16 protein-coding genes and 2 pseudogenes are annotated in these 24,926 nt (G+C 60.7%); 10 read left to right on the top strand and 8 right to left on the bottom strand.

Going from position 1 to position 24,926, the window contains the following annotated elements:
• The first annotated feature begins 16 nt into the window (after positions 1-16).
• Together AC0V7N_RS34275 and AC0V7N_RS34270 are read left to right on the top strand one after the other, a co-directional pair.
• A complete protein-coding gene (locus AC0V7N_RS34275) occupies positions 17-319 on the top strand; it encodes a hypothetical protein (RefSeq protein WP_475453194.1) in 303 nt (100 codons plus the stop codon).
• Between the two features lie 568 nt (positions 320-887).
• Positions 888-1,013, top strand: coding sequence for a hypothetical protein (locus AC0V7N_RS34270; RefSeq protein ID WP_475453192.1), 126 nt, complete (start codon positions 888-890; stop codon positions 1,011-1,013).
• Positions 1,014-1,302: 289 nt separating this feature from the next.
• On the opposite strand, the gene AC0V7N_RS34265 is transcribed toward AC0V7N_RS34270, so the two are convergent.
• The 4 genes from AC0V7N_RS34265 to AC0V7N_RS34250 form a co-directional block, all read right to left on the bottom strand.
• Positions 1,303-3,156 carry a DUF4347 domain-containing protein gene (locus AC0V7N_RS34265; RefSeq protein WP_475453190.1) on the bottom strand — a complete coding sequence of 618 codons (1,854 nt, stop codon included), beginning with the start codon at positions 3,154-3,156 and terminating at the stop codon, positions 1,303-1,305.
• A 650-nt stretch (positions 3,157-3,806) separates the two neighbouring features.
• Positions 3,807-5,453: a hypothetical protein gene (locus AC0V7N_RS34260; RefSeq protein WP_496627597.1), complete on the bottom strand. Its 1,647-nt coding sequence runs from the start codon at positions 5,451-5,453 to the stop codon at positions 3,807-3,809.
• An 86-nt stretch (positions 5,454-5,539) separates the two neighbouring features.
• Positions 5,540-8,494 carry a DUF4347 domain-containing protein gene (locus AC0V7N_RS34255; protein WP_496628043.1) on the bottom strand — a complete coding sequence of 985 codons (2,955 nt, stop codon included), beginning with the start codon at positions 8,492-8,494 and terminating at the stop codon, positions 5,540-5,542.
• 112 nt (positions 8,495-8,606) lie between these two features.
• Positions 8,607-9,077 (bottom strand): DUF4347 domain-containing protein, encoded by a 471-nt coding sequence (locus tag AC0V7N_RS34250; RefSeq protein ID WP_475453186.1) that lies wholly within the window; start codon positions 9,075-9,077, stop codon positions 8,607-8,609.
• Positions 9,078-10,511: 1,434 nt separating this feature from the next.
• On the opposite strand from AC0V7N_RS34250, the pseudogene AC0V7N_RS34245 reads away from it, so the two are divergent.
• The 6 genes and pseudogenes from AC0V7N_RS34245 to AC0V7N_RS34220 form a co-directional block, all read left to right on the top strand.
• Positions 10,512-10,871 (top strand): annotated as a pseudogene (locus AC0V7N_RS34245) (glycosyltransferase); the annotation flags it as partial.
• Between the two features lie 45 nt (positions 10,872-10,916).
• Positions 10,917-14,378 carry a glycosyltransferase gene (locus AC0V7N_RS34240; RefSeq protein ID WP_475460656.1) on the top strand — a complete coding sequence of 1,154 codons (3,462 nt, stop codon included), beginning with the start codon at positions 10,917-10,919 and terminating at the stop codon, positions 14,376-14,378.
• A 43-nt stretch (positions 14,379-14,421) separates the two neighbouring features.
• The gene (locus tag AC0V7N_RS34235) at positions 14,422-15,198 is read left to right on the top strand and encodes a DUF707 domain-containing protein (protein ID WP_475453184.1); all 777 of its coding nucleotides are present in this window, start codon (positions 14,422-14,424) and stop codon (positions 15,196-15,198) included.
• A 19-nt stretch (positions 15,199-15,217) separates the two neighbouring features.
• Complete coding sequence (locus AC0V7N_RS34230) at positions 15,218-16,300, top strand: glycosyltransferase (RefSeq protein ID WP_496627596.1); 1,083 nt, start codon at positions 15,218-15,220, stop codon at positions 16,298-16,300.
• Positions 16,297-16,653, top strand: coding sequence for a hypothetical protein (locus tag AC0V7N_RS34225; RefSeq protein WP_496627595.1), 357 nt, complete (start codon positions 16,297-16,299; stop codon positions 16,651-16,653). Before AC0V7N_RS34230 ends, AC0V7N_RS34225 begins: the two co-directional genes overlap by 4 nt.
• 326 nt (positions 16,654-16,979) lie before the next feature.
• Positions 16,980-17,762, top strand: a complete 783-nt coding sequence (locus tag AC0V7N_RS34220; protein WP_496627594.1) for a glycosyltransferase — start codon at positions 16,980-16,982, stop codon at positions 17,760-17,762.
• 467 nt (positions 17,763-18,229) lie between these two features.
• On the opposite strand, the gene AC0V7N_RS34215 is transcribed toward AC0V7N_RS34220, so the two are convergent.
• Positions 18,230-19,396, bottom strand: a complete 1,167-nt coding sequence (locus AC0V7N_RS34215) for a DUF5672 family protein (RefSeq protein WP_496627593.1) — start codon at positions 19,394-19,396, stop codon at positions 18,230-18,232.
• A 441-nt stretch (positions 19,397-19,837) separates the two neighbouring features.
• Between AC0V7N_RS34215 and AC0V7N_RS34210 the strand changes: the two genes are divergently transcribed.
• Together AC0V7N_RS34210 and AC0V7N_RS34205 are read left to right on the top strand one after the other, a co-directional pair.
• Complete coding sequence (locus AC0V7N_RS34210) at positions 19,838-20,947, top strand: hypothetical protein (protein WP_475453178.1); 1,110 nt, start codon at positions 19,838-19,840, stop codon at positions 20,945-20,947.
• 345 nt (positions 20,948-21,292) lie between these two features.
• Positions 21,293-22,108 (top strand): hypothetical protein, encoded by an 816-nt coding sequence (locus AC0V7N_RS34205; RefSeq protein ID WP_496627592.1) that lies wholly within the window; start codon positions 21,293-21,295, stop codon positions 22,106-22,108.
• Here the strand turns inward: AC0V7N_RS34205 and AC0V7N_RS34200 are convergent.
• The 3 genes and pseudogenes from AC0V7N_RS34200 to AC0V7N_RS34190 all read right to left on the bottom strand — a co-directional run bounded on the left by AC0V7N_RS34200 (position 22,105) and on the right by AC0V7N_RS34190 (position 24,909).
• A protein-coding gene (locus AC0V7N_RS34200) for an IS5 family transposase (protein WP_475451259.1) occupies positions 22,105-22,874 on the bottom strand; the annotation gives its coding sequence in 2 pieces (ribosomal slippage) (positions 22,105-22,557 and positions 22,560-22,874; 768 coding nt in all). The two genes, AC0V7N_RS34205 and AC0V7N_RS34200, sit on opposite strands and share 4 nt — an antisense overlap.
• A gap of 122 nt (positions 22,875-22,996) precedes the next feature.
• Positions 22,997-23,230: pseudogene (locus tag AC0V7N_RS34195) on the bottom strand (histidine kinase); the annotation flags it as partial.
• A gap of 836 nt (positions 23,231-24,066) precedes the next feature.
• Complete coding sequence (locus AC0V7N_RS34190; RefSeq protein WP_475453174.1) at positions 24,067-24,909, bottom strand: LysR substrate-binding domain-containing protein; 843 nt, start codon at positions 24,907-24,909, stop codon at positions 24,067-24,069.
• Between the last annotated feature and the right edge of the window lie 17 nt (positions 24,910-24,926).

Here is a 24,926-nt window from a genome sequence, read left to right as displayed (position 1 = left end):
AGTCACTCAAACCATTGTGGAATTCGCCAAGGAAATTAACGGCGTCGACAACGACGCCGTTAACCAGAATCTGGACGACGGCTTCGCCGTTCGTGTCGATGACATTCTGCGTGATCGTGCCGGCACCCAAATTCTCCAGCGCGACCGTGTCGCCCTGCTTGAATCCAGCTATCTCGGAGGAATCCAGAAGAGAGCTGCCGACAATGAGGAGGCCGCCGGTCGTCGCAAAATTTACCGTCTGGCCAGCGCTTACGCCAACGCCGACACCGAACGTCAGCTCCACGTTGCCGTAAAGATTGTAATATCCATAGCCAGTTAAATATATATTCCCTGCAAAAACTGCGGTAGTTGAGCTTCCACTTGAGTTTTCGACAATGTTAACCGATCCGTCATTTTCGAAATACTGGTACCCAACATTAGCTCCGGCGGCGGCGCCGGTAAGCGTCCAGTTCGTCGCGGACGCCCCGACGGCGAAATTGGCAGTCCCGTTGACGAAAAGCTGGCCTTGATTGACCAAGCTCAGCGAGCTCAGATATTGGCCCGTTCCGTTCAGCGTATCGCTGATCGCCCACGTGCTGATTCCGGTGCCCGTTGCCTGACGAAGGGTCGGCGGCATCGCTATCGTGTCGGCGTTTGCGTCCTTGTTGAAGAACGCCATGTTCGTGCCTGCCGCCGGCTGCGGCAAAGGGGCCGCACCACTGTTCCAGGAAGTAGGATCCTGCCATGAATCGAAGGCTGCTCGCGCATGGAATGCCAGGCCCGTGGTTAGGAAGACGTCCGTCCCGCCGTTCGCGTCTGCATTCCAACTGACGTAGGTGCCCGGCGCGTAGGAGCCGCTGAGCTGCAGATTGAAAGTACCGTTACTGGTGACAACCTGGAGAACGTCAGTGCCAGTATTGAAGCTCGCGCTGGTGAACGTTGGACCGGCATTGTTACCGAATGCCGCGAGTTCCACCCCGTTGGTGGGCGCCAAAGCGCTGACGCCGACGTTCATGCTCGCGATGGTCGCCTGAAATCCGTTGAGCTGGTTGCTCGCGACCGACGAACTGCTGAGGTCGAGCAGTCCGCCGCTGCTCGAGTTGAACGTTACGATGTCGCCGCTGGCAACAGTTCCGTCTAGCCGGAGAACCGCTCCGTTGTTGATTTTCAGTCCCGCGGCACCGGCACCTATGTTTGTCGTGATATCCAGCGTCCCGCCGGCCGCGGTTATCGTTCCGGTGCCGCCGTTCGCAATAGGACCAGTTACCGTGCCAAAGCCCGTGAGCGTCGCGCCGTTGCCGATCGTCAGCCCGGAGGCATCGGTCAGTGTGCCCCGTCCAACTGAATCTTGCCGTTGGTGATGCTCTCGGCGGCGCTGATCGTCAGGTTGCCGGAGGGACCGATTTCCAGCGTCTGGTTGGCGTTGTTGATTGAGATGGCCGCTGCCGATGTCGCGGTGTTGGAGAAGGCGAGTGTTGCAGCAGCGCTCGAATCGATAGTGAACGCGTTGCCGCTGGCGATCGTGCCGGTCAGGGTCAGCGTTCCGCCCTTCGCGGTGATCGTGCCGGTACCGGCGGCAATATTCGCCGCCACCGTGCCCGCGCCGGTCAGCGTTGCGCCGGCGCCGATCGTCAGGCCGGAGGCATCAGTAAGTGTGCCGCCGTCGAGTTGAATCTTACCGGCGGTGATGCTCTCGGCGGCGCTAATTGTCAGGCTGCCGGCGGCGCCGACCTCGAGTGTCTGGTTGGCATTGCTGATCGAGATCGCAGCAGCCGCTGTCGCGGTGTTGGAAAAGGCGAGCGTTGCCGCGGCGGCCGAATCGATGGTGAACGCGTTGCCGCTGGCGACCGTACCGGCCAGGGTCAGCGTGCCGCCCTTCGCGGTGATCGTGCCGGTACCGGCGGCAATATTTGCCGCCACAATGCCCGACCCTGTCAGCGTCGCGCTACTGCCGATCGTCAGGCCGGAGGCGTCGGTCAGCGTGCCGCCGTCGAGTTGGATCTTGCCGTTGGTGATGCTCTGCGCTGCGCTAATTGTCAGGTTACCGGCGGCGCCGATTTCCAGCGTCTGGTTGGCATTGTTGATCGAGATCGCCGCTGCCGAGGTTGCCGTGTTCTCTATCTTCAGGGTCGAAGTGGCGGCGGTGCTTATCGAGAGCACGACACCGCTGTCGACCGTCCCGAACAGGTCGAGCGCACCGCCGCCGGTCGCCGAGATCGTGCCAATTCCGGTATAGTGCCCGGCAACGTTCACCGTGCCACGTCCGGACAGTGTCGTACCCGACGCGAGGTTCAAGCCGCCGGAATCGTTGATAATGCCGCCGGCCACAGTGATCGTCGCGCCCGAAGCCGATAGGTTGATGGCCGAGGCGCCGGTGCCGGTCACGTTAAGTGTCAAGCCTGCGACGGCAAGCAAACCGCCGGTGTTTATCTGCAATGAATTCAGATTGGCGGTGTTGACGTTGAGAACCGGGTTGTTACTGCCGACATTGGGGATGACGACGTCGTCACCAGCGAGAGGTGCGCCGCTACCACCCCAGTTGGCGGAGACGTTCCAATTAGAATTGTTGGTTCCAGTCCACGTCTTTGTCGCCAACACCCCTGCATAAGCACCGACACCCGCCTCGGTGAGCGGCGGCTGCACCCCGGCACCGCTGGCGCCGAGTTCCCATCCGCCGCCCTGTGCCGCTGCACCGATAAGTCCCGTCGCGGCGGCAATGTTCGTGCCGGTTGCGCGCGCCAGGCCAACGACGAATTCATCGCCCCCATCGCCGGCACCGGCGTGGCAGCTCCAGAGGCTGAGACCGCCGCCCTTGCGGAGCGCCCTTCCGATTACGGCGAAGTCCTGCGCCGCGTCCTCCAGCGTCCGCGCCGACCACTCACCCGCCGCAAAGCTCACCCGTCCAGGCGCGCCGTGCGCGATGACGTGTACGGCGTCGAGGCTGTCGCGACCTTCGAGCGCCAGCGCCATCTGGCGGGCGGCCGGACGCTCGGCGTCGAGCACGATCGCTTCGACCTCCGGCCTCAGGTTCGCTAGAATCGTGCCGAGATCGGATACCGAGGGATCGACGAAAACGATTTCGGAAGCGCGGGCCCGGGGCGCATCGGTCCGTGTATTCGGGCGATCAGGTGCATCGTTCAGCAGCGGATGAATTTGGCGCCCATCGAACTGGGGCACAACGCCCCCACGGGGCACACGCGACAACACTTGATTCACAACACCCACTCCCATCACCCGTGCCGCCGACGTCTCGACGGCAAACTCGCGAGTGAACTCCGGAATGGGAACGTCTGCCTTCCGCCGAAGGACAGACATAGACGCGGCCGGTCGTAGCGCGCCCTATAGGCGCAGCTTCTTCATCCGCGAAATTGCGTTGCTACCCAACCCCTGCCCAACTCGCCTTCGCAGACCCGCGGCCACCCGGCCGTACGATCCGCAGGCACCCTCCATACCCATATATTAGTAGATGCGAAAATTAGCGATTTGTAAACTATTAAGTGGGGAACTGGTAAATGGCCAAGAACGAGGCAGCAGACCCCCGTCAATATCGAGGCTCCCAACCCGCGCGAATTATTTTTGAAAATCGAAGACTTGGCAGCTTCCTTTCTGTTGCTGTCAATCCGCGAACGCTCACCATGACGGGGCCAGCCGCGGACCTTGCTGGACCGCCAGCTGGCGGATGACGCGGTCGATAGCCGGGCGCTGCGGGACGATGTTGCGCGACCGACAGAAAGGAAACGATCGGCGCGCGGACCCCGCTTTCCAGCGAAGCCCGCGCGCCCGTTTTTCAAACTTGGACCAGTCATTGTCCGTGGTCCATTCGCCACTCACTCATGCGGCTTCAAGAGATCCTTCAGGGACGTCTTGACGGTGTGGTCGTTGCTGGCGTAGCCGGCGCCATGCTTGGTCTGGTCCGAGGTGAGATCCGTGCTCGCCCCAGACGGCTTGTTCTGGTCGTGACCAAATCCGCCAATCGTCTTGAGGACATTCAGCAGGTCTGTCGTCACCGTTGTGACCGCAAGGCCGATCAGGTTGCGGAACGATGCATGGCTGCCCGGATCACTGCTGCCGCCAGTCGAGCCGGAGTGCAGGAATTGCTTCGTGTCCTTGAGCCCGAGCGAGCTTGACGTAACCTTGGCGTTCCCGTTGCCGGACTTGTCATCGTCATCGTCGTCGTCCTTGCCACGCCCGTTGCCTCGGTTGCCGCGATTGTTGCGGTCGTCGTCGTCGTCGTCGCCGTTGTGGCCATGGTGGTGATGGTGATGATGCTTGTCATCGTCACCGCCTGAGCCAGTCGCTCCGGTCGGGCCTGTCGGACCAGGCGCTCCGGTCGAGCCAGTTGCTCCGGTTGCACCTGTGGATCCGGTTGCGCCCGTCGAGCCGGTTGCCCCGGTAGAGCCGGTTGCGCCGGTAGAGCCGGTTGCACCAGTCGAGCCGGTTGCGCCGGTTGCCCCGGTTGCACCTGTGGATCCGGTTGCGCCCGTCGAGCCGGTTGCCCCGGTAGAGCCGGTTGCGCCGGTAGAGCCGGTTGCACCAGTCGAGCCGGTTGCGCCGGTTGCCCCGGTTGCACCTGTGGATCCGGTTGCGCCCGTCGAGCCAGTCGCCCCGGTAGAGCCGGTTGCGCCCGTCGAGCCAGTCGCTCCGGTTGCCCCGGTGTCGCCCGTGGCGCCGGTATCGCCGGTCGCTCCGGTGTCGCCCGTGGCGCCGGTATCGCCGGTCGCTCCGGTTGCCCCGGTGTCGCCCGTGGCGCCGGTATCGCCGGTCGCTCCGGTTGCCCCGGTGGCGCCGGTCGCTCCGGTTGCCCCGGTATCGCCCGTGGCGCCGGTATCGCCGGTCGCTCCGGTTGCCCCGGTGTCGCCCGTGGCGCCGGTATCGCCGGTCGCTCCGGTTGCCCGGTGTCGCCCGTGGCGCCGGTATCGCCGGTCGCTCCGGTTGCCCCGGTGTCGCCCGTGGCGCCGGTATCGCCGGTCGCTCCGGTTGCCCCGGTGTCGCCCGTGGCGCCGGTATCGCCGGTCGCTCCGGTTGCCCCGGTATCGCCCGTGGCGCCGGTATCGCCGGTCGCTCCGGTTGCCCCGGTATCGCCCGTGGCGCCGGTATCGCCGGTCGCTCCGGTTGCCCGGTATCGCCCGTGGCGCCGGTGTCGCCGGTCGCTCCGGTTGCCCCGGTGTCGCCCGTGGCGCCGGTATCGCCGGTCGCTCCGGTTGCCCCGGTGTCGCCCGTGGCGCCGGTATCGCCGGTCGCTCCGGTTGCCCCGGTGTCGCCCGTGGCGCCGGTATCGCCGGTCGCTCCGGTTGCCCGGTGTCGCCCGTGGCGCCGGTATCGCCGGTCGCTCCGGTTGCCCCGGTGTCGCCCGTGGCGCCGGTATCGCCGGTCGCTCCGGTTGCCCGGTGTCGCCCGTGGCGCCGGTATCGCCGGTCGCTCCGGTGTCGCCCGTGGCGCCGGTATCGCCGGTCGCTCCGGTTGCCCGGTATCACCCGTGGCGCCGGTATCGCCGGTCGCTCCGGTTGCCCCGGTATCACCCGTGGCGCCGGTATCGCCGGTCGCTCCGGTTGCCCCGGTATCACCCGTGGCGCCGGTATCGCCGGTCGCTCCGGTTGCCCCGGTGTCGCCCGTGGCGCCGGTATCGCCGGTCGCTCCGGTTGCCCCGGTGTCGCCCGTGGCGCCGGTATCGCCGGTCGCTCCGGTTGCCCGGTATCACCCGTGGCGCCGGTATCGCCGGTCGCTCCGGTTGCCCCGGTATCACCCGTGGCGCCGGTATCGCCGGTCGCTCCGGTTGCCCCGGTGTCGCCCGTGGCGCCGGTATCGCCGGTCGCTCCGGTTGCCCGGTGTCGCCCGTGGCGCCGGTATCGCCGGTCGCTCCGGTTGCCCCGGTATCACCCGTGGCGCCGGTATCGCCGGTCGCTCCGGTTGCCCCGGTATCACCTGTGGCGCCGGTATCGCCGGTCGCTCCGGTTGCCCCGGTATCACCTGTGGCGCCGGTATCGCCGGTGGCCCCGGTCGCGCCAGTTGCCCCGGTATCGCCCGTTGCCCCGGTTGCTCCAGTCGAACCTGTTGCTCCAGTCGAACCTGTCGCACCAGTAGAGCCAGTTGCGCCGGTCGAACCCGTCGCCCCGGTCGAGCCAGTCGCACCGGTAGAGCCGGTTGCACCAGTCGAGCCGGTTGCTCCAGTCGAACCCGTCGCACCGGTAGAGCCGGTTGCACCAGTCGAGCCGGTTGCTCCAGTCGAACCTGTCGCACCAGTAGAGCCAGTCGCCCCGGTAGAGCCAGTCGCACCGGTAGAGCCGGTTGCACCAGTCGAGCCGGTTGCTCCAGTCGAACCCGTCGCACCGGTAGAGCCGGTTGCACCAGTCGAGCCGGTTGCTCCAGTCGAGCCGGTTGCTCCAGTCGAACCCGTCGCACCGGTAGAGCCGGTTGCACCAGTCGAGCCGGTTGCTCCAGTCGAACCTGTCGCACCAGTAGAGCCAGTCGCCCCGGTAGAGCCAGTCGCACCGGTAGAGCCGGTTGCACCAGTCGAGCCGGTTGCTCCAGTCGAACCTGTCGCCCCGGTAGAGCCAGTCGCACCGGTAGAGCCGGTTGCACCAGTCGAGCCGGTTGCTCCAGTCGAACCCGTCGCCCCGGTAGAGCCAGTCGCACCGGTAGAGCCGGTTGCACCAGTCGAGCCGGTTGCTCCAGTCGAACCCGTCGCCCCGGTAGAGCCAGTCGCACCGGTAGAGCCGGTTGCACCAGTCGAGCCGGTTGCTCCAGTCGAGCCGGTTGCTCCGGTCGAACCGGTTGCTCCGGTCGAACCAGTCGCACCGGTAGAGCCGGTTGCTCCGGTGGAGCCAGTCGCACCAGTGGAGCCAGTCGCACCGGTAGAGCCAGTCGCTCCGGTATTGCCGGTCGCACCCGTGGCTCCGGTTGCACCTGTCGAACCCGTGGCACCTGTCGCGCCGGTCGAGCCCGTGGCACCCGTCGAACCCGTGGCACCGGTCGAACCAGTCGCTCCAGTCGAGCCGGTTGCACCTGTAGCTCCGGTTGCACCTGTCGAACCCGTGGCGCCCGTAGAGCCAGTGGCTCCGGTCGAACCGGTCGCTCCGGTATTGCCGGTCGCGCCCGTGGCTCCGGTTGCACCTGTCGAACCCGTGGCGCCGGTAGAGCCAGTGGCTCCGGTCGAACCGGTCGCTCCAGTATTGCCGGTCGCACCCGTGGCGCCGGTTGCACCTGTCGAACCCGTGGCACCTGTCGCGCCGGTCGAACCCGTGGCACCGGTTGAACCCGTGGCGCCCGTAGAGCCAGTGGCTCCCGTCGAACCGGTCGCTCCAGTATTGCCGGTCGCACCCGTGGCGCCGGTTGCACCCGTCGAACCCGTGGCGCCGGTAGAGCCAGTGGCTCCGGTCGAGCCGGTCGCTCCGGTATTGCCGGTCGCACCCGTGGCTCCGGTTGCACCTGTCGAACCCGTGGCACCAGTCGCTCCAGTCGAGCCGGTCGCACCTGTGGCTCCGGTTGCACCTGTCGAACCCGTGGCGCCCGTAGAGCCAGTCGCTCCAGTCGAGCCGGTTGCTCCGGTATGCCCGGTCGCACCTGTGGCTCCGGTTGCACCTGTCGAACCCGTGGCGCCCGTAGAGCCAGTTGCACCTGTGGCCCCGGTTGGGCCCGTCGGACCAAGGTTAGATCCCGAGAAGGCGGCGGTTAAAGTGAAGACACCGTTCGTGTTACTGCCGTCCGCACCACTAACGGTACCAGCACCAGCACCGGAAACTGGAACGGTAAAAGACCCTGCTGGTATTATGGTATTGTCAATACTATCGCCGTCATCATCAATAGCTGTGACAATCGCAGTTATCGTATATGTGCCGCTTGATGGCACGTTTGTTATCATTTGAACGGATGTAAACGGACTTGTATTCTCTGAAGGGAGTGAGAAACTGCCAACAATTACACCACTCGAATTTGTGATATAATATTGCACGGGAAACGCGCTGCCAGGAACGTTGGTATCGAGCGACCCCGTAAGCGTCACTTCGATGCTCAGCACGCCGGCGTAACTCGCCAACCCGGCGCCGGTCAGCGGCGGCGCCACTCGCGCGCCAGCCGACACCGGCAAGTCCCACCGCCCACCGAGCGCCGCAGCGCCCACCGGCGACGTCGCGGCCGATATTTCGGTGCCCGCCACCTCGGAGAGCGCTTTGACAAACGTCTCACCTTCCGCGCCACGGCCCGTCTCGCAGCTCCATAGCCGCAGGTCGCCGTCGTCAGCCAGGGTGCGGCCGATCGCGGCCAGGTCGCTGGCGTCGCGCGCCAGCGTGTCGAGCGACCATTCGCCGGCCGCGAAGCCGACACGCCCGGGCGCGCCATGGGCTATGATGTGCACAGCCGCCAGGCCTCGCCGGCCGGCCAGTGCCGCCGCCATCTGAGCGGCCACGGGCCGCGCCGCGTCGAGGAGCACCGGCTGCACGCCGGGTCGCAGCCCGGCCAGGAGGGTTCCCACGTCGCTGACAGCAGGATCGATGAACAAGACTTCGGGCTCGGCCGTCATGGCAGGCCCCCTTTGGGCGTGTTCGGACGAACCCCGATGCGTTGATGCGTAAAGGCCCGGCAATGAGGTGAGCGGGCTATGGAAGGGAGCTGGGTTGTTCAGCATGGCGGCATCACCCCTTCGGCCCGACGGCGCCCGACGGAGACACGGGCACATCCACGGTGAAGCCGGCCGAGATGAAGTCGCCGGTTTTGTCGAAGACGCCAACGTCGAGGCTCTTCGATCCGCTCGGCACCCTTACGGCGATCTGGAAGGCCTTGTTTGCCATGTTCGGCAGATTGATGTTGCCGACGATCGTGCTGCGATCTCGATCCACCACAAAGTAGGTGGTCGAGCCGGCTGCCCCGCCGTTTGGAATCAAGCCGGATACCGTGATCTCTATCGCCGTCAACACTGCCGCGTAGCTCATCATGCCCTCCCTTGTAAGCGGTGGCCGCGACGCGGCCTCTCTCGTCCGCACGTTCAGTATCCAGTCACTGCCAAGCGCCGGCGAACCAACCAGGTCGTCGGCGGCCGCGACGGGCGTTCCCGCCGCGCGCCACAGCACATCGATAAAATCCGTTCCAGCCGCGCCGGCGCCCACCACGCGGTTCCGCAGAAGCAGCTCACAACAGCCGCCCAGCACCCGGCCCTGGAAGTGAGGTCCGCGGCGCTGCGAGGCCGAACGGCTCCGCATTGGGATTCGTAGAGGGGGTCGTTGAGGCAGGGATGACCCCGCAATGGGTCGCCGGATGCTGCAGCCAAGGAAAAATGCCCGCCGTTATCCGGACGACCGAATCCAGCGCCTGGCTGATCGTTTCCAGCACTTGGCTGCAAATGGATTTTACGCCTTTCGAACCGGAGAGCTGCACCACAGCCCCGCCGGTCGGCAGGCGACATCGTCCCACCCACTACACAATCCCTCCAGGTTACGCCGAAGGCTCGGCGTAAGCTCTTTAGGAAGCTCCGAAATAGGAAGTCCGTCGTCCTTCAAATGAATGACGTGAGGCAGCCAGGCATCAGCGATAATAGAAGTCACCATCGCCTGGCTGGCGCCGAGTTGGCAGAGGCGGCCGATAGCGAAGTGCGTCTGGTTCAGGTCGGGTTCAGGCCGGCGGCCCGTTGTGTCCGGCGCGGCCGGATCGAACTCGCGCGCATATTGGTGCTCACCGAACCGGATATCCGGACGATCGGCCGCTTGATGGTTTCGCGGCCGAGGCTCTACACTGTGTGCACGTGGCATGACTCGACCCAACACCCACTCCCGTCAACGATGGCGCCGATGCCTCGGCGACAACTCTCAAGGGAATGGGAAGCCGTCCGCCTCTAGATGGAGGCATAGACACAACACATCGTTAGCGCGCCCCATGGACGCACTTTCCAATCTGCGAAACGGCCCTGATAACCCAGACCGTCTGACTCGACTCCCTGAGAGAGGCCTTCGCAGAAATTCGGGCATGCGGCCGTCCAATCTGCGGGCGCCCCTCAACACCGCATTTTAGTAAATTCTAAAATTAGTAAGTTGTAAACTATTAATTAAGTAAATTCTAAATTAGCTGCAAACAGGATAACAGCGTTCGAGCAATACCGGCGGCCCAGATGGCAAAAATCGTTCTGAAAATCATATACTTAACAGTCTCGCCTCGAATCCTACCGGCATCAGCCTTCAGTTGAAGGTCCTCGTCGTCCATGCAAACGCACCGACCATGGCGCGTACAGACGATGTCGGACAGGTTGGCAACGTGTCGGCGGATGTGGGTGTCTCAACCTTGACGGCAGCCTGCAAATGGCGGCGGAATGCGCAGCCTAAACCGGACGGAGCGGTAAATGCCGGCGGTTGCAGTTCGAACACGATCCTTTCACGATAGTGGTTGCCGCGCATGCTGCCGCGACGGCTGGCTGCTAACCACGATGGATAAGGTTAAGCGCGGTTTCCAGAGGACGACCTGCACGATCCGTGAGAAGGAATGATCGGACTTTAGGAATAGAGGCTGTTCCGGCGGCTGGACCGGCAAAAGGGTGGCGACTGCGGGGGGAAATGCATGAGCGATCGAAGCCTGGCAAATCCGCATCGAAGCGGATCCCGCAAGGCGAGGCGGCACGCAAGCCGTTCCCGTCACCAACAGTCATGTTGAGGCCCGATGGAGCACGAATGACAAACGGCAAGCGCCTCTGCCTCAACATGATCGTCAAGAACGAGATGGCGAACCTTCAACGCTGTCTTGGGGCGGTTGTCGACCACATCGACTGCTGGGTCATCGGTGATACCGGCTCGACCGATGGGACCCAGGATTTCATCAAATCCTTCTTCGCTGCCCGCAACCTGCCGGGCGAGCTGCACGAATTTCCATTTCACAATTTCGAGCAGGCGCGCAACGCGGCACTTGATCACGCCTATGCCTCGCCACTCGCCTACGACTATCTGCTGTTTGACGACGCCGACATGGAGCTGATGGTCGATGACGCGGGCTTCCGAGAGCAGCTCGACAGTTCGGGCTACCGGCTCTTGCAGCGGTCGGATTCGGGCCTCGCCTATTGGAATACGCGCCTGGTCAGGCGCGACGCCGGCGCGCGCTACCACGGCGTGACCCATGAATATCTCGACGTGCCCGAGGGTGTGCAGGAACTGCGCGGCGCCTGGTACAAGGACCATGCCAGCGGATCGAACCGCGTCGACAAATTCGAACGTGATGCCAGGCTTTTGCTCGAGGCCCTCGAGAAGGATCCGGAAAATCAGCGCTACTGGTTTTACCTGGCGCAATCCTATCGCGACGCCGGGCGCACGGCGGAGGCCGCGGTGGCCTACGCCAAACGCGCCGCGATGGGCGGTTGGGACGAGGAGGCGTGGAACGCCCGCCTGCAGGGGGCTCGCTGTCTGCGCAAACTCGGCGACGAGCCTGGCTTCATTGAGCAGGCGCTTGCCGCCTTCAATCAACGGCCGCAACGTGCCGAGCCGCTTTATGACCTGGCCCGGCTCTACCGCGACAAAGGGATGAACAACGCCAGCGTGCTGTTTTCCGAAGCGGGGCTGGCGATCAAGCGACCGGAGCAGGACATCCTGTTTATCGAGGATTACATCTACACGACGGGCCTGATGGAGGAGTTTGCGATCGCGGCAAACTATGCGCGCGACCCCGTACGCAAGGACCGTGGTTTCGCGGCCTGCAACTGGTTGGCGCTGAACCGGACCATCGGCGACGGACCGAGGGAGCTGGCGTGGTCCAACCTGTTCTTCTATGTGCAGCCCGCCAAGACAATGATGCCGTCCTTCAACACGCGTCCGGTCGGCTTCGACGCGCCCGATGGCTATCGGTCGTCAAACCCATCAGTGGCTCGATTGGGCGACCAGATCGTGCTCTTGCAGCGGACGGTTAACTACACCCTGGCCGAAGACAACCTCCAATACGACACGCCGGGCGGAGCTCCGGTTCACACGCGCAATTTCCTGCTCCGATTGAGCGATGAACTTGCCATCCAGTCCGCAAGCGAGATTTTGCCGCCAGTTGACATGCCAGACCCCGCTGATGGCCGGGTTCTCGGATTCGAGGACATGCGCCTGTTCGCTTGGCGCGATGCGCTGTGGGGCGTCTCATGCGTACGCGAGCTGACAGAGGAGGGCTGGTGCGAGCAGGTCGTCGCGCGCATCGACGAGAGTGGCGCCTGCCGGCTGGCTGACTGGCGCGTGCTCCACCCGGCAGGACAGCGGGTGCACGAGAAGAATTGGATGCCGCAAGTAAAGCCCGGCAGGACGGGGGCAGGGGCAGAGACACTGCAGTTCATCTACCTCTGCGACCCCACCCGGATTGTGGACGAGCAGGGCTCGACTCTCAGCGAGACTTCTCCCGCGATTGCCGCCCAGAGTTTCAGGGGTGGAACCCAGCTCATCGCATTCGCCGGCGGATGGCTCGCCTTGATTCATGACGTCCAGTGGCGGACCGCGGAGAAGCGGCGTTATTACCTGCACCGGTTCGTCTGGTTCGATGAAGCCAACGCCTTGCGAAAAGTAAGTCGTCCATTCTTCTTCGACAAAAAGGGCGTCGAGTTCGCTGCCGGGCTGGCGTGGCACCCCGACGAAAGGCGTTTGCTGATATCCTACAGCGTCACCGATAGTGAGTCCTGGATCGCCACCGTCGACGAGGCGGAGGTGAGGTCGCTGCTGGAGGATGTGAATGGCCTGCCATCGGGTGTGGCTGATACAGCGTCGAGGCTGACGCCGGCCGGTGGGCACAGCAGCCCGCCAACGAAAGCAGGGATCAAGCCTGACCGAGTTGACGACGATGGGGCCATGGGTGATGCCAGACAGACGGCGTCGAAAGGCAAGGACCTCGGCGCCAGCGGCATCAAGTCCACAGACGAAATCTTTCATGAGCTAGCGCCGTTTCTGCGCGACGTCGATTCTCCGCTAGAACGACGGGAAGGATCGCGCCAGTTCGACGCGCGGATTTCCCATTTCCTTGGCAGCGACGACACGGCACTTCCGCAGATCAACTGCTTCTACCAGGTGATGTCCGACAAGGCCGAGCATCGTACCTTGATTGCCGCCACGACGTCGATGCGGGCAGCGGGCCATCCGGTGCGGGTATGGAGCTACGCACCGGAGAAGCTGGAGTTCCTCGTCGCGCACGGGATCGAAGTCCGCAATGCCGACGACGTCATGCCGCGAGCCTTGTTCGAGCGGATCGTCGCCGGCTCCGAGATCAGGTATTTCAGCGATATCTTCCGCTACGCCCTGCTCTACGAGCATGGCGGGCTATGGATGGATTCCGACGTCATCCTGCTGCGGCCGTTCCCGTTTCGCGGCGATCATTTCTTCAATCTGCAATGGCGCGGATCGCACAAAGGTCATTTTGTCTGCGGCAACGTCATCTATGCCAAGCCCTACAGCGGTCATCTGAGGGCGCTGTATGAGTTGTCGATCGAGCGTTTTCACGCGGCACATGGCAAGGAATTCGGAGACATCGGCCCCAAGCTGCTGTCCGACTACATTGCCTCCGACGCGGGAGCCGAACTGCGGGAATGGGTGTTCAGCCCGATGTTCTTCAACACCATCGATTGGAATGAGATCGACCGGTTCGAGAAGCCGATAACGGAATTGGCCGACTATCTGAACGATGACCGTGTGTTCGGCATCCATCTGTGGACGGCACGCAACGAGGCCCGGCCGAGCGTCGAAGGGGCGCCACTGATCTCGCAGTTGATCAGCCCGCTCGAAAGCTTTCCCACATTCACCAGCCTCGCTGACCGCTTCAACACCGACAAGAACAGACACACCGGCAACCGTCACTGCTACGCGAGGATCTACGATCGCCTGCTGTCGCCCGGGCGCTTGTCCATGCAGCGGCTGATGGAGATCGGCCTGTGCCGTGGTTTGGCCGAGGGCAACCAGACCGAGACCCCATCCGTCTCACTCTGGCAGAGCTATTTTCCGTTCTGCCAGGTGATCGGTGTCGACCTGACGGATTTTTCGCAGCTCAACAATGAACGGTTCAAGTCGTTTGTCGGGGACCAATCCAAGCTGCACGACCTGCGCGGCGTTGCCGCGAAGCTCGATCTGGGATCGCTCGACGTGATCATCGACGACGGTAGCCACGCCTCGTTCGACGAGCAGTTGACGCTGCGCGAGTTCTTCCCACTGCTCGCCGAGGGCGGCTGGTATTTCCTCGAAGACCTCGACTGGCAGCCGCCGGGCGAGGATGCCGCCAAGATCACGCTGACCAAGACCCTGCTGCGGGAAATCCAGCAACACGGCAGTGCACGCTCGGTCGATCCGCTGGGGGTGAGCGCGCTTGCAGGTCAGTTCGCAGAGGTTCTGTTCTTCGACAGCCACTATGAGTTGAACCGGGCGAAGCTGATGGGCGGCCTCGTGGCCATACGAAAGCGCGCAGAAACAGGGCATCTTCGGTAAAAATCGCAGCGAGAACCCTCGTTGCCGCATCGGACCAAATTGAATGTTTGAGAATTCGAACGATATTCAGCTGTTGTCGGTCCCGCCTGACCCGAGGCGCTATCTGATTCTGATACGCGCCGGATCGAAGCGCCGCCCTTCCTTTTTTTCCGAGATTCCGCAAGAGGAACGCGGGTACGACCTAGCTGTAAATTACTACGCCACGCCACACCCGGATGACATTCTTCGAAATAGCGCCGATATTGTTTTTGCCGGCGGCCGATCAAAGATGCATGGAGCTAAACGGTTCTTCGAGGCTACGGGGCTTCATGACATCTATGAGGGAGTGCTATTCCTTGATGACGATATAGAAATTCTTTTCAATCCTGATGCGTTTTTTGCCGTTTGCAATGAGTATTCGCTAGATCTCGCTCAGCCTGCCTTGACTCCAGATTGTATCGACGCGATGGGGCTGACGCGCGAGCATCCTGGCCTCAAGCTCCGGACCACGAATTGGGTCGAGGTCATGGCCCCGTTCTTCAGGCGCGCGTTCCTAAAGGAGATGCTCCATTCCTTTGACCTATCGATCTCGGGATGGGGACTCGATCTATATTGGGGTCATCACCTCGCGGATCGCTGGACTGCCGGTATCGTCGACGAATTTCTGATGCGCCATACCCAAGTAAGCAATCACGATACGGGTGCATTTTACTCATATCTTCGCTCGATCGGTATCGACCCCTATGAAGAGATGAAGTCAATTCTTACCATGATTGATACCAATCCATATATCGCTAGGCCAATACGTTTTGTCTACCGCACTTACTCCTTTCGCGCATAGATTCTATGGAAGGTTTCTGGTGAAAGTAGCCGTCTACACCATTGCGTTGAACGAGGCCGCAAACGCGGAGCGTTGGGCCAAATCGGCGGCCGACGCAGATTATCGCATTGTCGCTGACACCGGCAGTACGGACGACACGGTGGAACGGCTGACCGCAGCCGGCGTCACCGTGCACAGGATAGCGGTTCGCCCATGGCGTTTCGACGACGCCCGTAACGCCGCCATGGCACTGATCCCATCCGATGTCGATGTGTGCTGCACGATGGACATGGACCGGTTCCTCGAACAGGGCTGGCGGGCGAAGCTAGAGGCGGTCTGGCAGCCCGAGACCACAGCCCTGTATTGTCAAACGGTCTACAGATCAAATGTCGATGACCCGACGCCGCTGCGAAACTGGCCAGCGAAGAATTTTCATCATCGCTGGGGGTATCGCTTCAGGCGGCCGGTCCACGAAGCTCTGGTCTTCACTGGAGAAACGGAAGTCGCCGCGAACAGCAGCGACATCGTCATGTTCGAGGTACAGGATCTCGCCAAGCCAACGAGGAGCAGCTACCTGCCGCTGATGGAGATGGCACACAAGGAAGACCCCGACGACGCGCAGATCTGTTTCTGGCTCGGGCGGGACTTGATGTGGGCAAACCATCCAGAGCGAGCCGTTCCGTTGCTTGAGCGCTACCTTGCATTGCCGACAAGCAAGTGGGCGGAAGAACGCTCCGAGGCGATGCGCTACATCGCGCGCATGCGGCCGGAGCAGAAATTGTCCTGGCTGGACAAGGCCCGGATGGAAGCGCCTCACCGGCGCGAAATGTGGCTCGATCTCGCAGAGGAGTTCCACGGCAAGGCCGACTGGCTGAACCTCTTCTGGGCCTGCACCAATGGGATCGAGAAGACGCAACGCACCGGGAGCTATCTGGACGACGCGAACTGCTGGGGATTCCGGCTGTATGATCTCGGTGCGATCGCGTCATGGCGCCTCAATGTCATGGACCGGGCGGTGGAGTGGGGGCGAATGGCGCTTGAACTCGATCCGAACAATCAGCGCCTCAAAAAGAACCTCGACTTCTTCATTGGTCACCGAGACAGCTTGCGGGCAGGCACATGAGCGGTTCGTCTTTCCACCCAGCGCGGCTGTTCACGGTGTTCGGCACCGTCCTGTATGTCGAGCCCTTCACGGGTGAGTTGCGACACGGCCCTGTCGAGAGCAGCCCGGCGAACGCATTTTTTGAGTTGGGCAAGAGTTCCGGAGGCAACCGGCAGGGTCAACTGACCCATGCTGTCAACGGTTCGCACAAACCGATCGCCAGCTATCCTGACACTCGTCTTTCCACCTCACAGTCGCAAAGCGAAAATCAGGCAGTCGATCCCGCGACATTCGAATTGATTCCGCTGGAGCGTGGTTTGCTGACCTTGAAATCCGGTGACCTTTTTTGTCGGCCACACCTGACGGCCAGATGAGGCTCAGCGCTCCTGTTTGCAGCACATGGGAACTATTCATAGCTTCGGAGAACTGGTGCACTGATCGTATGCCGGCTAGCAGGCAGCCAATGCCTGAAATCCTCCCAGAGAAGTTCGATAAGAGAAGGATAAGGGAGTATATTGTTCATCCGCGAATACGAGCTATAACCAACAGACAGCCTCGGGCCGCGAAAGTCTTGATATATGGTTATACGAAATGGTCACATGGGCGCGTATATTACGACCTCTGTAAGCATCTACACGACGCAGATTTCGTAATCGACATACTAGATTGGCAACTAAGCCATAGGGAGTATTTTGATGAATTGCGTTCCTACTACGACCTCTTCATTTCCGCTCTCGATGGCGTCTCCACGCTGGTCGATGCATACGGCGTGCCGTGTGACCGAATTATCGGGGTGTCTCACGGCGAGCTCGACATACGCATGCTCATCGAGCAGAGAGGCATGGACGCCTTCGACAGATTCGCGAACTACGGAGTTGTAAGCGACTTCCTATATTGCGCGTCCCAAATGCGGGGCGTTCAAAGAGCGCCTATGGTAGCTCCAATTGGCATCAACTATTCCGAATTCCACGGTGATATCTCCGAAAAGCTGGAGACTGTGGGCTTTGCGTCGTCGATGTCGCTGATCACCTACGGAGTCGAGCTAAAGCGCGGATGGCTGGCCGAGGCGGCCGCGCGAGATGCTGGTCTCGCGTTCAAAGTCGCTGGTTCAACTGGAAATCAAACCTCGTTTCACGACATGCCCAGCTTCTACAAATCGGTTGACGCCGTGGTAACAAGCTCGATCAGCGAGGCTGCTCAGTTGCCGGTAATGGAGGCAGCCGCCGCCGGCAGACTGGTGATCGGAACGCCGGTGGGACATTTCCCAATGAAGGCATACCAGGGCGGCGGTATCATTGCACCCATCGAGGTCGAAAAGTTCAAGGCCTTCACCGCTGCCACCTTGCGGTATTACAAAGAAAACCCGGCCGCCTATGTTGATAAGTGTCGCGCCATACAGCAGGCCGCCCGAAATTTCGATTGGCAATACGCGATTGGCGGGTGGATCGATTTGATCGAAGTAGCTAAAGCAAATACTCATTGAGGTTAGTCCGGCAATGGGCGGTAAGTAGTGAATATGAGTTTACAATGGATTGGGTTCTCTAGTTATACGTACGAGCGGCTGCAAATAGTTGACCGCTCGCGAGTTCGACACGTCTTTTCCCTGTTCGGACCGCCGGTGTATTACTCGCTCGCCGAGCACGATTCGGATTATGTCCGTCTGCGTCTTTCACCGGAATCGCTCGAAAGGATGCTGGTTTCCATGGCACTATCGGCACCGCTTGCCATCGACCCAAGGCGCATGTGCTCCTTCCGCGACGTCAATATCGGCGAGGGTGGAATAGTAGCAGCGTATGTCAGGGCCGCCAACTTCCAACTGTCTAATATAAAGACAGCCGCCAATTTGAGGCATCCCGTTCTGTAGGCAGGAGAGGACGTTGATCAATGTGGCGCAAGTGACGCGGTTCGGTTATAGGTATTTGGCCAACCAGTGACCTGCTGCCGGAAGTTTCATGGTAAAACTCCGTAATTCGCAGCAACTTGTTCGCCGTGAAACCCGAAACTCTTGCCTAACCAATACTGAGTAAGTGGGTGAGATTCAAACAAGCTAAACTTACCGGCCAATTCTGGTGGGCAGAATCTTACTTCATAGCGAGTTTCAAGTAGCTTTCTAGCTGCGAGCGCAATGACTATGTCCTCGCCAAGGCAATTTTGACCCCTCCGGTTTCTCACAGAATATGCGAAGATTCGTAGCCTGTCCTCGTACGGTATCCAATCCTCTATATTCCAAGTAAGTTGCTCTTTGAGAAGAGCGTTATAAAGTTTCCTACTCCGCAATGAAAAGCCGCCATTCCCAACGATTGGCCCGCACCAATAAGGCCCACCGCTCCATAGTCCACAGAATGGAGCACCGATGTAATCGTAGTTCAGAAAAAGGGGATCCCAAGCTTGTGGATTAACTGCAAAGGCGTGATCTTGAACGATCAGGTTGAAGTCAGTTTCGACGACACTCGGTATTAATCGCAGGCATATGTGGTTAATGTCCTCGATGAAATCGGTGAAATCGGCGACACGAATGTGCCTGATTTCTGTTCCAGTAATCGAGAATGGGAACGACGAGTTGCTGAACCAATATACGACGTCAGTTCGAAGAAGCGCCGCGGTCCGTTCAACAGCTCTTGCGGCTCGATCAATGTATTTGCCGCCTCGTGTTTCAATGCAGCTAATGCTGAGAGTATGACCGAGAGTAGCTAAGGTGTCATAGTTGTATTCTTGCGGGGGAACTGGATCGGCGAGAATGAATGATTCCCAACTGCTGCAAGTTGTTTGCGCCAGAGTGATACGCCCGTCAGGCAGAGCCGCCAAATACGCGCCGTCCGACTTGAGACCAACCCAGCCGTTGTCGAGTCGCACGATCTCAAACATGGTTGGCTCTATCGGCTGGCTTCCGGTGCTGTCGATTGCGCGACAGTGGGTTGGGTGACAAGCAATTGGGTCGAACGAGTCGGGGCCGTCGTACATAACAATTCGACCGTGCCTGCCTTCGAGCACGATCCTGGCGCAAGCTTGCTTGTCCGCACGCTTATCATGACGAAGTTCGCGGGAATCTGGCTCAATGTAGAGGGTTGTCCCATGCGCGGTGAAGAGCCGCGGCGATAGGTTGGCTAGGCTGTGCATTATGGTGCTGACTCCAAGCGCAATGTTCTAAATTCCTAAAGCGGTACAGTTGGCTTGGTAAACTGCGCTGGAACGTTGAGTTGTGCAAGCCTTCGACCGCGCTCGACAGTAAGCCGCATATGATGCAGTTATTCTAGATGGAGACCCAAATGCGCGATATCGTACGGTTGAGGAATTTGAACCTTCTGGAAGCCGCGCTGACCGGTACGCTGTACGGCGACGCGCCGGTGGACCATTGATCTGGCAAGGTCTACGACGAGAACACGAGGATGTTGGGACGCGATTGCCGCTTCAGCGCGCTCAGCGCTGGCGACCAATCCTGCGTAGGCTGAGCGGAAATCTGCTCGGGCCAGAGTCATGAACTGTTTTAGTGCCGAACTGCCTTGATGGATGGTTAATCGGATGGAACTCAACTTCAGCAACTAGACAGGGGGGCCAAAGGTGATTCGGAGATCTGCAGGGTTACCGCCACGGCTGCTCACCGCGCATGGCACGACGCTTTTCGTTGCGGCCAAATCGGGCGAATTGGCGCATGGGCCGGTGGAGGACAGCCCGGCCAATGCGCGCTTGGTGTCGGATGGATCACATGGTCAAATCATGTACGAGGTTGCTGGATCCCTGCGGCCCATCATCTGTCGGACCAACCGCTCCGAAATACTAAGTATCGATGGCGAAGAGGGCTGCTCGGAAGACGCGACCGTGTTTGCAATCATGGATCTGAGCAATGGAAGAGTTGCCCTCAGGGCCGAAGGTTTGTTCCTCTGTGCCGAACCTGACGGACGGGTCACACTGTCCCGGACGGCATGCGGTACGTGGGAAAGCTTTCTTCTCGCCGAGCCTCCGTCGATTCTTCAGCTCAATGTTTTGCGCCATTCGAACGACCTTGTTCGTCTCGCTGTAAAGTACGGCGTGGATAAATGGGGATCTCACTGGTATGCCCAGCACTATCACAATCATTTCAGCCCCTTTCGAGACCAGAAGCTTTCTCTTCTGGAGATTGGGGTCGGCGGCTATGACAATCCGAGAGCTGGCGGTGGATCACTACGCATGTGGGAAGAATATTTTCCCAGTGCGATCATTCACGGAATCGATATCTTTGACAAACGGCCGCATGAACAGGGTCGCGTTAAGATTCATCAAGGCAGTCAATTCGATGAAGATTTTCTAAGAAGTGTATTCAGAGACGCGGGCAGCTTTGACATCATTATTGATGATGGAAGTCATATAAATGCGCACGTTTTAAAATCATTTGAGGTGCTATTTCCGCTACTTAGCAATAATGGCGTATACGCCATAGAGGATGTGCAAACCTCATATTGGCCCGAGTTTGGCGGAAGCAGCGACGACTTAAAAAGCGATGACACCATAGTAGGATTCTCTAAGGGCTTTGTTGATTCTTTGAATTATGAGGAATTAATCAGGCCCAATTATAAGCCGACGTACTTTGACAAGCACATTATATCTATACATTTTTATCACAATCTCATAGTGATTGTAAAGGGAAGCAACAATGAGGGAAGTAATACCCTAAGAAACAACGAAAGGGTATGACCCACTGGAATAAGATCACGCCGGGCGGTGTCCGCGTTCATTCGAGAAGGCCAGGTTGACTGGCGTAGTCATCGCGAGGCGCCGCGGCCCGCTTACCCGTGTCCGGAAACCATCGACGGTTAAGCACCTCCAGTTTCAGAGGTCGGATAACGTTGGAAAATGCGCCAAGTTTTTCGAATCTTCGCCGATGTGGAGCGACATGGTACTCTGATCGTTGACCGATCGGATATAGGAATGGGAGTGCAGCGTCGAGATTTTATTACACTATTCGCGGGTTTGGCGGCCGCAGGCACAACCTTCCCGGCGCTGGCGCGTTGGGTTTGTTTGGATAGGAGCCACGCCGCTATGCTGAAGCGCGTTTCATCGACTGCCCCGCCTAAGGGTCTCCTCTGCCGCCCGATCGAACTCGCAGGCAACTGGGGCCACATGCTTCAGGGCGCGGCCGAGCAAGTCGTCGAGCGTATGCGGCACGCCTGCCTGGATGGCGTTCGCCTGATCTCCGATCGGCAGCCGACGCGGCTGCGCGTGGACGAGCATACGTCGGGCCCGCCGTCCGTGTGGCTGCATCCGGACGGCAGCAGCATGGCGTGGATCATCGTCGACATCGGCGAACGGGACTGGTCGAAGCTCGCTTACCAGTTCGGCCACGAACTCGGCCATGTCACAGCCAACAGCTGGCAGGCCGACGCCAAGCCAGCGCCGCCCTGCCAGTGGCTCGAGGAGGCCATGGTGGAGGCGTTCTCGCTGCGCGGCCTGGGGCGCCTGGCGAAGGGCTGGAAGGAAAACCCGCCCTTCGCCGGCGACAACGCCTTCGGCGATGCCATTGCCGAATATCGACAGAACATTATCCAAGGCTATACCGCGCTCGCCGACAGCCAGGGGCTCACCAGCGACCCTGCGGCATGGTTCGCGGACCATCGCAGCGAAATCGAAATACCCGGCCTCAATCCTTTCGCCCAGGCTATGTCGGTTACCATTCTCGCCGAGTACGACCGCGCGCCTGACTGCGTCGAGGCGCTGGGCGCACTCAACCGCTGGCCTGGACGGACCGGGATCCCGATCGCGGAGTATCTGAAACGATGGGGGGAAGTTGTGCCGAACTGCAAGCCTCGCCGCGACTGCCAGTCCGCCTGCGCGAGCTGTTGCGTGTCGCGTGACTAGGCCATAGACTCATTAAATCGGCACCAGATACGAAAAGAAGCGAGTTTGACGCTTGCAAGGAAGTTATCGTCGCGCTTGTCGTATCGTGTGGCAACGGCTCGGAAGTGCTTGAGTTTGTTGAAGAAGCGTTCGACGAGGTTTCGAAAGCGATATAGCCACGGGCTGAATGCGGGGATATTTTTGCGGTTCGGCATCGGCTTGATGTTAGCCCAAGCGCCGCGTTGCTTGAGGCTGGCGCGCAATTCGTCTGCGTCATAGGCGCGGTCAGCAAGCAGAATTTGGCCGTCGCCCAAACCGCCCAACATCTCCCGGGCGCTGCGGCCGTCATGGGCTTGTCCCTCGGTCAGCTTGAGGGCGATCGGTAGTCCCTCGGCGTCAACGAGCGCATGGATCTTGGTCGTCAGGCCGCCCCGCGAGCGACCCACGCAACGGGATCGGCCATCTTTTTTTGGGCGTTTGCACCATGCTGATGGACGCGGATCGAGGACGAGTCGATCATTTGGATGTCCCCATCGTAAGCCTTTGAAACGGCATCCAGAAGCCGGTCCCAGACACCCGCTCGACGCCATCGGTTGAAGCGGTTGACGCAGGTCGTGTGCGGCCCGTAGCGTGCCGGGATGTCTGCCCATGGCGCTCCAGTCCGAAGCCGCCAGAAGATGCCGTTCAAAACCCGCCGATCATCAACCCGCGCTACCCCGCGCACCTTGTTTGGCAACAACGGTTCGATAGTCGACCACTCGAAATCCGTCAGATCAAAACGTGCCATATCAAACCTCCTCAACTACGAAGGTTGAATCATTCATCGCACGTTTTGGGAATCCCCTTTATGGGTCTATGACCTAGTCATGAGGTGAGGGAACAAACCCACAACCTCTAGCTATTGCAAAGCAACTGCTCCTCTGCCTTCGAATGCTCTGCAACTTCCTCCATCATGCGCTGTTCAAGCGTGGAATTGAGCGTTTGCAACGCGGCTTCCGCACGCCGCCGTTCCGTGAGTTCACGCTCGGCCGCCTGGAACAGGCGGGCGTTGTCGATTGCCGTCGCTGCGTGGCCGGCAACGCCCAGAAGAGCAGTCTCGTGTTCAGGCAGGAACTTGCCGGTTTCGGCATGGCCGAAGAACAGCGGCCGGCGCGGTGAAGGCGGCAAGCTGGTCGCCGCCGGCGAGACACTGACCGTGCAGAGCCATTTCGACGACGGCTTTACCCAATGGGGACCTGCTCGTCCATGCCGACGGGTCGTAGCGAGAGCCTAAGGCCGCCGCGCCCAGGTCCGCGCGGCCTGCTCGACCGCATGCACGGACCCGATGTGGATACCGTCAAACCGGGTGCGCCCGGCTAAGGATGTGGCGGAGCCATCCGCGCCGTTCTTGCCTGTCAGACGGCAATCAAGCAGCCAGCATGCGCCTGTGCTCATCGTGGCGACAGGCCGGGCGCGGCCACTTGCGGCGCATTGCATCGTTCAAGCCGTCCATCCCGATGGCCCGAGGCGCGCTTGGCCTGGCCTGGGCAATCGAAAACGGACAGTCCGTTTACCGCCCAATGAGGGCATTTTGAAGCATGGCTCCGAACGTTCGCAAACAAGGCTAGCTAAAGTCGACTGTAAGGCGTCACGGGACCATACGGAACGATACGGGAAGATTTCTGATTTTGGCCCACGAAAAACTCAACAAAATCAACGATTTTACTACGCCCTCCGGGGCCTACCAATTTCATGTCGGATGAAGAGCGTTCAGGCCAGCGCAGGGGAGTGGGTAGCAGGACGCCGAGGTGTCGCTATTGTGCGAGGATGGTGCCCTGCCTTCGACACTCCCCTGCGGCCGGTTAGTTCGCCGAGAATGTGCTACATATTGTGATACAAATCGATAGCTGCGGCAAGAAAAAGTAAATAAAAACAATATGTTGTGTGGAGTGTCGATCCCAGCCAACGGTACCATCGGCCAACATCCCTTGCGCAATGCGTCAGCGCAGGCCTCTCGCCTTGATCAGAATGTCGTCGGAAAGCGCTGAGACGAGTGCGCGGTCCGCTCCTTTGCTGGGGATCAGGACGAATTCCACATCCTCCAGCTGCGGCAGGCGGCTGATCTCTTTCAGGCCTGACGGCGACATGCTTTGCGGTTGCACCAGAACTCCCATGCCGGCGCGGGCCGCGGCTGTCAGCCCGCTCAGGCTGCCGCAGGTGCAGACGATACGCCATGCCATGCCGTGCCGTTCGAGCACTTCCAGCGCAATGCTGCGCGTGACGCTCGGCGGCGGGAAGGCGATCAACGGCAAGGCCGCGAGCGACAGGACGTGTTCGGGATCGCGAGCGAGCCAGACAAGCGGCTCGCGATAGATGAGCCGACCACGGCTGTCGCCTAGCCGGCGCTTCGCCAGAACGAGATCGAGCTCGCCATTGTCCTGCATCTGGTAGAGCACGCCGCTCAGCGCGACGGTCAGTTCAAGATCAACGGATGGGTGAGACCGGACGAAATCCTCCAGCACCAGTGGCAGACGGCTGGCAACCAGGTCCTCGGATACGCCGAGCCGTAAGGTGCCCCGCAACCTCTGCGCGGTGAACAGCGCCTGCACTTGCCCCTCTATGGACAGCATGGTCCGGGCATGGCCGAGCAGGGCTTCGCCGTCAGGCGTCAGCACCACCTTGTGCGTATCGCGGGCCAGCAACTGCCGGCCAATCACGGCCTCCAGCTTGCTGATGTGCTGGCTGACGGTGGATTGTCCGAGCCCCAGTCGCTCGGCTGCGAAGGTAAAGCTTCCCATCTGCTGGACGGTGACGAAGCTGCGGAGTTGGACCAGATCGAGCATTGGTATCTCAAATTGCG

It is taken from the genome of Mesorhizobium kamtschaticum, assembly GCF_056174585.1.
This window is presented reverse-complemented; position numbering and strand designations above follow the sequence as displayed.

Excerpts from the sequence above, each read along its gene's own strand:
- AC0V7N_RS34255 (WP_496628043.1), bottom strand. The coding sequence starts at position 8,494 with ATGACGGCCGAGCCCGAAGTCTTGTTCATCGATCCTGCTGTCAGCGAC.
- AC0V7N_RS34240 (WP_475460656.1), top strand. The coding sequence starts at position 10,917 with ATGGAGCTGATGGTCGATGACGCGGGCTTCCGAGAGCAGCTCGACAGT.
- AC0V7N_RS34235 (WP_475453184.1), top strand. The coding sequence starts at position 14,422 with ATGTTTGAGAATTCGAACGATATTCAGCTGTTGTCGGTCCCGCCTGAC.
- AC0V7N_RS34225 (WP_496627595.1), top strand. The coding sequence starts at position 16,297 with ATGAGCGGTTCGTCTTTCCACCCAGCGCGGCTGTTCACGGTGTTCGGC.
- AC0V7N_RS34215 (WP_496627593.1), bottom strand. The coding sequence starts at position 19,396 with ATGCACAGCCTAGCCAACCTATCGCCGCGGCTCTTCACCGCGCATGGG.
- AC0V7N_RS34205 (WP_496627592.1), top strand. The coding sequence starts at position 21,293 with ATGCTGAAGCGCGTTTCATCGACTGCCCCGCCTAAGGGTCTCCTCTGC.
- AC0V7N_RS34190 (WP_475453174.1), bottom strand. The coding sequence starts at position 24,909 with ATGCTCGATCTGGTCCAACTCCGCAGCTTCGTCACCGTCCAGCAGATG.